Annotated in this window: 1 protein-coding gene; it reads left to right on the top strand. The window is 54.8% G+C overall.

What is annotated here, in order from left to right:
- The coding region (locus tag ACTHUR_RS18265) for a TolC family protein (protein ID WP_440400176.1) at positions 1 to 518 on the top strand (518 nt) is incomplete at both ends.

Raw genomic sequence — 518 nt, 5'->3', positions numbered from 1 at the left:
ACTTTAACGAACGCTACGCTGAGGAATCTATGGCATTGGCACAACGCGTGTTGCAAACCCGTGAAGCGACTTACAAGCTCTCGCAATTGCGCCATAAGGCCGGCGTGATTTCCGCCGTTGATTTGCGCCAACAGGAAGCGCTGATCGAATCGGCCAAAGCTGATTACGCATCCGCGGTAAAGAACCGCGAGCAAGCGCGCAATTCTTTGGCTATGTTGATTAATCAACCTTTACCCGAAGACTTGCCTGCCGGTCTGCCTTTGAGCAAGCAGTTCAAAATGACCAAACTGCCTGCCGGTTTGAGTTCGGACGTGTTGCTCAACCGTCCAGATATCCGTGCGGCCGAACACGCGCTCAGACAAGCTAATGCCAATATCGGTGCGGCACGTGCGGCGTTTTTCCCGCGCATCAGCCTGACCGGTTCGGTCGGTACCGCTTCCGGCGAGTTGAGCGGCCTGTTTAAGAGCGGCACAGGTATTTGGGCTTTTGCACCGTCCATCACCCTGCCTATCTTTGAC

Source organism: Neisseria sp. P0021.S007 (assembly GCF_051956855.1).
The sequence above is the reverse complement of the archived record's forward strand: the minus strand, read 5'-3'. Positions and strand labels throughout refer to the sequence as shown.